Below are 9,900 nucleotides of genomic sequence, written 5' to 3' on the forward strand. Positions count from 1 at the left end.
CTTCTTTGCCATGCCCATTTTTAGGAATGTCGTGAAAAGGACAGTCTTTTTAGCCTGGCATGCCAGAATTTCCAGTTGCTTTATTCCAGATTTAATGATTCCTCCCATCTAATGCCGAGAGCCTATAAAAGCTATAAGGAGGGTGTGCAAAAACGTATATTCAATCAGGAAACAGGTACAGGATAGCACTATTATTCTGTCTTTGCCTGGCAGCATTCTTGTTCTGCGCCTTACCGGCGCTGGCAGCGTCAGACTCGACTGCCGCCGGTTCGCCCACGGGAGACGCGGCTTTGCAGACAAGCGGTCCTAGTTTTACTGACCTGCCTGTTGACAGTTCTTTATATCCGGCTGTCCGTTATCTGGTCGGCAAGAACATCTTATCGGGTTTCCCTGACGGTTCCTTTCGTCCCGCGGATTCCATCACCCGCGCCGAGGTTGCCCGGATGATGGTGCTGGCCAAAGGACTGACGCCGGCAAATGGCGGAGCGCAGACTTTCAGCGACGTACCCGGCGGACACTGGGCCTACGGTGTGATCGAGGCCGCTGCTCAAGACGGCCTGCTCAAGGGCTACCAGGACGGCACGTTCAACCCGGACGGCAGCATTACCAGGGTAGAAGCCACTTCCTTACTGATGAGGCTTTCCGGGGGCGACCTTACCGGTGAAACCGTGGAAATCGCCGACGTGCCCGCCGGCCACTGGGCCTACCGGCAAGTGGCGACAGCGGTGCAGGCCGGACTGGTGGAGCTGCCCGCCGGCAATTCGTTCAACCCGGAGGTAAACTTCCAGCGTGGTGAAATGGCTAAGAGCCTTTCCGCTTTATTTACCTTGAGTCCGGTTTTACGGTTAAACGAGCTGAACGGCAAACTTACGGTTAAGAGCGGCACAGTGACTGTAAACGGCGTCAAGGTTGGAAGCGCTGTAAAGGTGAGCGCGGGTGATGCAATTGTCACCGGCGCCGACAGCAAGGCGGAGATTACCTTTGACGACGGCAGCGGCTTTTTGCTCATGCCCGGTACCGAATTCGCCATTACGACGGCGCAAGGCTTCAACTACATGAAGAAGGACGGTACCGCCGGCGTGGCTGTGGACAAGCTCACCATCGACCTGAAAAAAGGCAATATCTTCGGCGCGCTGGCCAGCCGTTATGATAATAACAATAATACTGCTTTCCTCGACGGGAGAATTCCGTGCTGCTCGCCTCGCTTGATTTACCGCCCGGCATCCTGCTGGCCGAGGGAGAGAGCGAGGCGGCCTGGTGGAATGAGCCTTACGCGCAGAGGACGAGAGTGGAAGTCGACATGCCCTGGGGCGTGGCCGCAATCCGGGGAACCTTCTGGAGTAGCTTGGTTACCGCCAGCGGTCAGAGCAGCACCAACGTGCTGATCGGTGACGCTACATTAACGTCAGGCGGGCAAACCGTATCGCTTGCCGGCGGCCAATCCAGCACCGTCACCTCTTCGGGTGGAGCGCCGCCCACGCCACCGGCTCCTATGAGCCAGACCGAAAGGCAGGCTTTTGCCGGGGTGCAGGACTGGGTGAACCAACGCGCCCAGGAAATCCAGAACAATTTGCCGCCGGCTCCGCCATCCGCGCCACCGGGAGCGCAAGGACCGCCTAACGTCGTTAACGCTGTTACCCGCGCGCTGGAGCAAGTCACGAGCGGCTTGCCCCCTGCTAACCAAACACCAGATAATGATGGTGGAAACAATCACAATAATTCCACACTGACTGTGGCACCGGTAACGGCTGACCCCGTGACCGGCACGACGGTGGCGATTGGCGCTCATGTCACTCTCACCACATCCACCAGCGGAGCGGAGATCTATTATACGACTGACGGAACTGATCCGGATGCGGTTTATGGGACGCCTTATAACGAACCAATCGCAGTGACAGAACCGGTTACCATTAAAGCTATCGCCGTAAAGGACGGGTATCGCGACAGTCAGGTCTCCACGTTCAGCTATGATGTCCGGGTAGCCACGCCGTATGTCGTTGATCAGGATGGTGGGATACTATCACCGGGTTTCATAGATATGGGCGCAATGTTAAGACTGCGTTGCGCTACGGATGGCGCGTCTGTTTACTACACCTACACCACTGACGGGTCTCCGCCGGCAACACCTAGTACACTGTACACAGACGATGAGATAGATGAGATATATGTGGAAGGGCCTTTGCACGTCAGGGCGATTGCCGTTATGTCCGGATGGGCAAACAGCGAGGAACTTGATTGCGTATATTATGCGCCTCCGAGCACGGCAGAGCTTGGTGAGGCGTATAATGAAAACAGTGACGAATTTTACCTTCCATCAAGAGACGATATAAAACTGTTTGCTTTTCGGCTGAATTTAGACGGAGAAGATGTCACTGCGGGTGAGGTTGTCATTAACGCAATTGGCGTGGCAGGTACTGTATACGCGTCTGATTTAAGTGACTTAAAGCTTTATATTGACAATTACGAGTCCGGACAAGAACTGTTAACTGACGATGTGACCGCCCAGGCGGACGGAGACGGGATGCTTACCGGCGTACAAATAAGCGGTTTTCAGTTGACAACTTCTCAAAGCGCATACGATATAATTCTGGTGGGAGACGTAGCAGATCTAGAACTAGGTGATACTGTAACATTTAGCATTACCGCCGCAGGCTTTACCACCGCCGCAGGCTTTACCGGTCTTACCGGAGTTGATTCCGGATTGACCATAATACCGGACGGTGATCCTCCTGTTGTAGAGGGTAATCCGCACAGCTATGGTTCTTAGATAATGGTATAAGAAGAATCCCCTGCGGTCAGGACATTTCAGTTATGGCCCCAGGGGATTTTTTTGCTTTTTTTTAAATCTTTGATACTCTTATAGCATGACGAGAGTGACAAATTCCGACAAATTATGACAAAGAAAACCCCTTGAATATTTCTAATTTATTGTTATTGTTTAAGGGACATTACCAAAGAAATGGGAATGGATTGAAAGACACGATCCGGAATTGTTAAAATGGTGGAACTGGAAGGATATCGGATCGTTTAAATACACATATTGGGCTAATCGCCCGACGGAAAGGAGATGAAGGCCGTGAAAAGAGGAAGCCGTCAGGACTGTTGCCGAATTATCGGCCATAGTCATAGTAAACGGGGAAGAGAGTATTTGCCCGCGTTAATCCTGGTGCTTTTGCTGCTTGCCGCGGCAAGCAGCGGCTGTTCCGGCACTGACAGGCTGGAGGCGGCGAGCATCGACGCAACCTTTACCGGGTATGAAGACCTTCCCGTCCAGGTAAACCCCGCCGTCGAGCCATATGCGGTGAAGCCGGATATGGGCAATATCACCAACAAGGACATGTTTGAACTGTCCCCGGCGGCGAAAAACCTGTTAATTAAAAATGGCTTCGTCGTGGTTCCCAACAAGTATGAGAAAGAGTTTTTCTCGCTATACGAGAGAAATCGGTATGAACCGGTTCCGTTGTTTATCACCACCGATTCCGTGCTGCACAACTATCATTTGTTTTTTGACCACCTGTTGCGGGTTGTGGAAACGGAAAAACTTGCCCCGGAACTGAAAGAGCTTAACAAATCGATGTTGAACCAGGCGCAAAAGCAGTACAAAGATCTCCAGGGCACCATCTGGGAGAACGCCGCCAGGCGGAATGTCGGCTTTTTCGCCGTGGCCTGCAAGCTTGTGGACCCTGACGAGGCCATCCCTTCCCTGGTGAAAAATGAAGTGGAAAAAGAGCTGGACTTGATTGAAAACCACCAGGGCATCGCTGTTTCGCCGCTGATGAACATCGGCGGGAACGATGAGCTTAGCGGCGCTTTCCAGGAGGATTACTCGCAATATGTGCCGAGGGGTCATTATGACAAGACGGATTCGCTCAAGGCATATTTTAAGTCCATGATGTGGTACGGCAGGCTAAACTTTCGCTTCAAGAGCGAGGATGAAACCAGGTCCGCCTTATTGATCACGATGGCTTTGGGCAAAGGGGAAAACAGGCGGATGTGGGATGACATATATGCCACCACCAGCTTTTTCGTCGGTAAAAGCGACGATATCTCCTATGCTCAGATCAGGGAAACAATCGATAAGATATACGGGATAAACGCCGACCTGCAGACAGTGCTTTCCAGCCCGGACAAATGGAACGCGCTCCTGGAAGCCGCCGGGCAACTGGAGCCGCCGTCTCTGAACTCCATACCGGTTAACGCGGGAACATCCCAGGCTGAACGGAAAGAAGAAATAAAGGGTTTCCGGTTCATGGGGCAGCGGTTTACCATAGACGCCTCTGTTTTTCAGCGGCTGGTTTACCGGGAAGTGGGGGAAAACAGCCAGGGCGAGCAGAGGATGCTGCCCAGGGGAATGGACATTCCCGCCGCCATGGGTTCGGCGGAAGCCTACGCCATTTTGCAATCCATGGGGGAGACGGATTACCGGAACTACCCGGAAAACATGGCCGAAATGAAAACCTATATCAACAGTTTGAGCGACGAGACCTGGACCCAGAACCTCTACTGGAACTGGCTTTACGCGCTTATGCCCTTGATTCAGGAAAAACCGGAAGGGTACCCTTCGTTTATGCGCAGCCAAGCCTGGGCCAGAAAGGAACTCAATACCTATCTGGGCAGTTGGGCGGAGCTAAAGCATGACACTATCCTATACGCCAAGCAGGTTTACGCTGAGGCCGGCGGCGGCGGGGAACAGGTTGACGACCGCGGGTATGTCGAGCCCAACCCTTATCTGTACGCCCGCCTGGCCTCGCTGGTGAAAATGACCGGGGACTGCCTGCTGGAGCGCGAACTCTTAAACGAGCGGGATAAGGAGAGTCTGGAACGGATGGAGACACTGGTTACTGCCCTGAAGACTATTTCTGAGAAGGAATTGGCAAACACCCCTTTAACCGACGAGGAGTATGAATTAATCCGCTCTTATGGAGGACAACTGGAGCATTTCTGGATTGACGCCCTGAGTGACGAGGGAGTTGACCACCGTTCCGCCGCAAATGACCGGCCCGCCGCCTTGGTGGGGGACGTGGCCACCGACCCCAACGGCCAGGTGCTGGAAGAAGCGACGGGCCGCGTTTTCAACATCTATGCGGTTGTTCCCGTGGACGGCAAGCTGAGGATCGCTGTCGGCGGCGTGTATTCATATTACGAATTTCCCTGGCCGCTTAGCGACCGGCTGACCGACGCCAAATGGCACAAAATGCTGGATGACGGCCAGGCTCCCCCGCAGCCGGAATGGACCAAGTCCTTTATTGCTGAGTGAAGACGTGATAATTATTGAGGATGTAAACTGTAGATGATTTATTCGTAAAGAGGAGGAGAATAAATGAACTGGCGGAACTGGACGGCATGTATTGTTGGATCATGCTTTATCCTCGGCGTATTCTTATTGCATCAGGGGGTTGCCGTGGCGGAGGTTGCGCCTGCGGACCTCAAGGAGGCAGAAACATTTGAGAATGGCGCCGCGATAAATCAAAAAGCCGCGGCAGACGGCGCGCGGTATGCGGTAAGCTTGGAGCAGGCCATCCAAATTGCCAGGCAGGCGTTTGCCGTTCCGGGGGAATTGGACCAGTTTTCAAGCGGTTTCAGCCAGTCTGAGCAGAATTCTTTTTGGAATCTGCGCTGGTACCGGAACAGCGAACCGGGCGGCGAAATGAATGTAAAAGTTGACGCCGGGACGGGGGAAATCTGGAGCATGTATAAGTGGCTGCCGCGGGGGCCCGGAGTGGTGTACCGGGGATTGCCCCGATATTCCAGGGAGCAGTCGGAAGCTATGGCCGCCGCCCTTGCTCAAAAGTTGCAGCCCGGGCGTTTTGGGGAAACCAGCTTGCAGCCGGGCAGCGACTATGTCCCGCCCCTGTCTGTTAATGAGCGCGAGCAGGTGGAATACAACTTTTACTACGCCAGGTATGTTGACGGTGTAATCTATTCTGACAACGGTATTAGTGTGGCGGTGAACGGGGATACCAATGAAGTGATCCGCTTTGATGTGAACTGGGAAGAAGCGCGGGATTTTCCGCCGCCGGCCGGCAAAATTGCCCCGGAGCAGGCTGAACAAGTTTTTTACTCTGAATCAGCTCCCGAATTGTATTACTACCGCCCTTACGCGCCATACGGCGTGGAAGCGCCCGTGCAGCTGGTTTACAAGCTGCCGGAATCCCGGCGGCAGGTTGTTATTGACGCTTTGACCGGCGAGCTTCTAAATAATGAAGTAAGCTATAACTATAAGCAAGCCAGCATGCCTGACGGCGCCGGAGGCGCGGGTAATTATCTATTCGACCAAGCGATTAGGCTCAACCCGGCTGAAGAAGACCAGGTTGACAGGCTGAAGAATGTTATTCCGCAGGATGAAGCTCTGAAAATAGCGAAGTCCGCCGTAGCAATACCGCCGAAATATGTTTTAACCAGCAGCAGGTTGGAACAGGACTACTCGTTTAAGGAGAATAAGTCGTGGGAATTTAGCTGGCAGGCCGGCGATGGTTCGGACGATGGCGGAATGGATGTCTCCGTCAACGCCGTCAATGGAGAGTTGGTGGCATTTAGCCGTCGTTATAACAGGTATGAAGATTTAAAGTCACCGGTAGTAAAGTTTAGTGATGAAGAAGCCCTGCATATAGCGGAAGATTATATTGAAAAAAATCAGCCGGGCAGGTGGGCGCAGGTGGTGTTTGGTTCGTTGAGACCCGTGCAGGGGCTGGTGATCGACCCGCTGGAGGAGCCGCGGCCGCGCGCGTATGCCATTAACTACACACGGGTGACGAATGGAGTGAAATTCCCGCAAAACGGGTTCGACCTGGAGGTGAACAGCGCCACGGGTGAAATAAATTCGTACCGGATGACCTGGTGGGATGTGCAATTTCCCGACCCCCAGGGTGTCATCAGCCAAGAAGCGGCGGCGGACAATTACCTGCGGGAAGCCCCGCTGACACTGGGCTACCTGCGGACGTGGGCGCCGGAAAAATCCGTAAAGCCGCGCGAGGAGGGCAAAGTTCACCTGGTTTATTACCAGCCGAACCGCAACTTTGCCATGCTGGATGCTTTCACCGGCCGGATTCTTGATGAAGAGGGAAAGACAGTTACTCCAGCCGGGGAAAAAGAAAGCTTCAGCGACCTGGCGGGCCATCCGGCGCGTGAGGCGGTGGAACTGCTGGCCGAAGCGGGCATCGTCACGGGGGCTGACGGCAGGTTCCGGCCTGACGACCCTGTGACGCAGGCTGAATTAATCGCCATGCTGGTGAAAAGCTCTGGACGGTCGCCCGGGGCGGCTGCCGGCGGCAAGGAACCGTGGTACCGGAGCTATTACGACACGGCGGAGCTGCTCGGCATTATTCGAGCCGGGGAAAAGCCGGAGCCGGATGCTGCCGTCAATCGTGAAGATTTGGCCCGTTTAGCCGTCCAAACCATGGGTCTTTACAATGTGGCCAGATTAAGCAACATTTATGTGCTTGATTTTCAGGACGCTAACGATATTTCCGAAAACTTGCGGGGACATGCCGCCCTGTCCGTGGCGCTTGGCTTAATCAAGCCGGTGGAGGGGAAATTTGAGCCCAAAGCTGTTGTGACCAGGGCCGAAGCGGCGGAAACGATTGTAAGGTTGTTAATAAACGGCAAGTAGCACAAGAATGGGTGCCATAGCTGCATAAAACCATAACCTTGCTTCATTTGCGTTTCAACGCGCGCTGGTGAAAATAAACAGGAACTAGCCTGCAGTTGCGAGTCCTTGCACGAGCGCGATAAGGAGAATTCATTGCTTAGCTTAATGAAGACGCGGAAATTATTGATAATTGCCTTGCTGGCGGCGATTGGCTGCCTGTGGTTCATAACGGCGGGGAGTTGTTCACCGGAAGAAGATTTTACGGCGTACAAGGAAAAAAAGTTAAAGCTTCCAGCCGGGCAGGAGCCTGTTTGCCTGGTGGCGGCGGGGGATATTATGCTTTCCCGGGGCGTGGCCGGGGAAAGCAAAAAGCAAGGGAATCTCCGGCACCCTTTTGCGAAAATTGAAAAATACTTGAAAAACAGTGATATTGTTTTCGGCAATCTGGAAAACCCAATCACGCCGGGCAGGGAAATCGGCGCGCCGGAGATGATCCTGCGCGCCGATCCGGGTGTGGAATTCGCTTTGCAAGACGCCGGCTTCACCATCCTTTCCCTGGCCAACAACCACTTGCCTGATTTCGGCCCGCAGGGTGTGCGGGATACCCTGCGCTATCTTGATGGCGCGGGCATTGGGCATGCCGGGGCCGGGAGAACGGAAAACGAGGCGTATGCCGCGGAGCTTATCGAAGTGAAGGGAATGAAGCTGGCGTTTCTTGCTTTTGCCGATCCCGGCCTCGTGCCTGAGTCTTACCTGGCAGGAGTTGAGCATCCCGGTATCGCCTTTCTTGACCGGGAAAAAGTAAGGGCGGCCGTAAAAGACGCCGGAGAAAAAGCAGATTTTGTGGTGGCGTCCATCCACGCCGGCAGGGAATACGAGCACGAACCGGACCAGACGCAAATTGAATACGCGCGCCTGGCGATAGACGCCGGCGCGGATCTCGTTTTGGGGCATCACCCGCACGTGGTCCAAAAGGTGGAAAAATACAAAGGAAAGTACATCTTTTACAGCCTGGGCAATTTTATTTTTGATCAAAAATGGTCCCGGGCTACGCGCGAGGGCCTGGCGGCCAGAATATTCATTACCCGCGCAGGCTTGGGGAAGATTGAATTTCTGCCGGTTTTCATCAATGATCAAGACCAGCCGCAGTTGTTGGAAGGGGAAGCGGCCAAATCTGTTCTGGCTAATTCGGGATTAAAGCTGGAGGAAGCGGCCGTCCCTGCCTGGGATCAGGAAAACCGTGTTTTTGAGAAAAGTATTAGATATGTTTTTTACGCCCAAAGGCCACTGCCGGAATCCAGGCTGGCCAAAAAGCAGTCCTTCGACCTGAATCAAGACGGCATTAACGAAGATTATTCTTTGCAGGATGGCGCGATGAAGGTTGCCAGCGGCTTGCAAACAATCTGGCAGTCGCCCGGTGAGTGGTGGGTGGATAATTTCTTTTTGGGCGATTCCAACAACGACGGTGTTTCCGAGTTGAACCTGCTGGTCTGGAAGTCGGGGAGCTTTGGGGCGCACAAGCCTTTTTGGGTTACCCAAGATGATCAGAGCGTGAAAAATCATCTTTTTATCTTCAAGCTGGCCGGCAGTTCCTTTAAACCTGTTTGGCAATCGTCCAATCTGGATCGTCCGAATTATGAAACGGTCCTGGAAGATTTGGATGGCGACGGCAGCAACGAGCTGGTTGTCACGGAAGGCAGCTATGTCAATCCCAAGGAAAGAGAAGTAAATATATGGAAATGGAACGGTTGGGGTTTCAGCAAAATTTCTTACGGGGAACCTCAAGATTCATAAAAACAATATTAATAACACCTTAATGGCTCTATTTTTTTTAACAAACCCGCCGAATAAATCAAAAGGAGTAAAAATTCAGTGGAGGTGATAAGGTTGAAAGACTTTGTATTTTATGATGGGCGAAAAAAGGCATAGCAAAAAAAGCCCCTAAATAGCGACTTTGAAAAGTAATGGAAGAGGTCATTATGCTGTAGGAAGAATGATTTGAGCACCCAAGCTTTCAAGCAGCAAGATAGCTTGTTCAGCCGTAAATTTTAATAATGGCTTTGGCTTTGAAACAGTTTCGATTCGATACCGCTTATAATCGAACGGCTCATTTTTAGAAAGCATGTGGTAAATACAGTTTAATAGCATATGAGCAATGGCAATAATTGCTTTTTTGTGACCCCGGCGGTACTTGATCTGTTCGAACTTCACCCGGAAATAAGGGAAGTCCTTGCTTTTAACGGCGGCATTGGCGCATTGAACCAACAGTGGCTTAATATACACACCTGCACGGCTTACACGTACAGATTTCT

The 9,900-nt window shown here is 52.8% G+C and carries 5 protein-coding genes and 1 pseudogene; 5 read left to right on the forward strand and 1 reads right to left on the reverse strand.

The genetic code is table 11. From position 1 onward, the window contains the following. Window positions 1–218 precede the first annotated feature (218 nt). From L9W92_RS17950 to L9W92_RS17970, 5 genes are all read left to right on the forward strand, one after another. Window positions 219–1,385, forward strand: a complete 1,167-nt coding sequence (locus L9W92_RS17950) for an S-layer homology domain-containing protein (protein WP_240085117.1) — start codon at window positions 219–221, stop codon at window positions 1,383–1,385. Window positions 1,386–1,492: 107 nt separating this feature from the next. After that, the gene (locus tag L9W92_RS17955; RefSeq protein WP_240085121.1) at window positions 1,493–2,767 is read left to right on the forward strand and encodes a chitobiase/beta-hexosaminidase C-terminal domain-containing protein; all 1,275 of its coding nucleotides are present in this window, start codon (window positions 1,493–1,495) and stop codon (window positions 2,765–2,767) included. Between the two features lie 309 nt (window positions 2,768–3,076). Continuing rightward, window positions 3,077–5,257 (forward strand): DUF3160 domain-containing protein, encoded by a 2,181-nt coding sequence (locus tag L9W92_RS17960; RefSeq protein WP_240085118.1) that lies wholly within the window; start codon window positions 3,077–3,079, stop codon window positions 5,255–5,257. 63 nt (window positions 5,258–5,320) lie between these two features. Continuing rightward, on the forward strand, window positions 5,321–7,609 hold the full coding sequence (locus tag L9W92_RS17965; RefSeq protein WP_240085119.1) for an S-layer homology domain-containing protein: 2,289 nt from the start codon (window positions 5,321–5,323) through the stop codon (window positions 7,607–7,609). 144 nt (window positions 7,610–7,753) lie between these two features. Then, window positions 7,754–9,382 carry a CapA family protein gene (locus L9W92_RS17970; RefSeq protein WP_240085120.1) on the forward strand — a complete coding sequence of 543 codons (1,629 nt, stop codon included), beginning with the start codon at window positions 7,754–7,756 and terminating at the stop codon, window positions 9,380–9,382. A gap of 183 nt (window positions 9,383–9,565) precedes the next feature. Here L9W92_RS17970 and L9W92_RS17975 read toward each other — a convergent pair. After that, window positions 9,566–9,900: pseudogene (locus L9W92_RS17975) on the reverse strand (IS110 family RNA-guided transposase); the annotation flags it as partial.

The sequence above is a fragment of the Pelotomaculum terephthalicicum JT genome (assembly GCF_022410535.1).
GTDB classification, from domain to species: domain Bacteria; phylum Bacillota; class Desulfotomaculia; order Desulfotomaculales; family Pelotomaculaceae; genus Pelotomaculum_D; species Pelotomaculum_D terephthalicicum.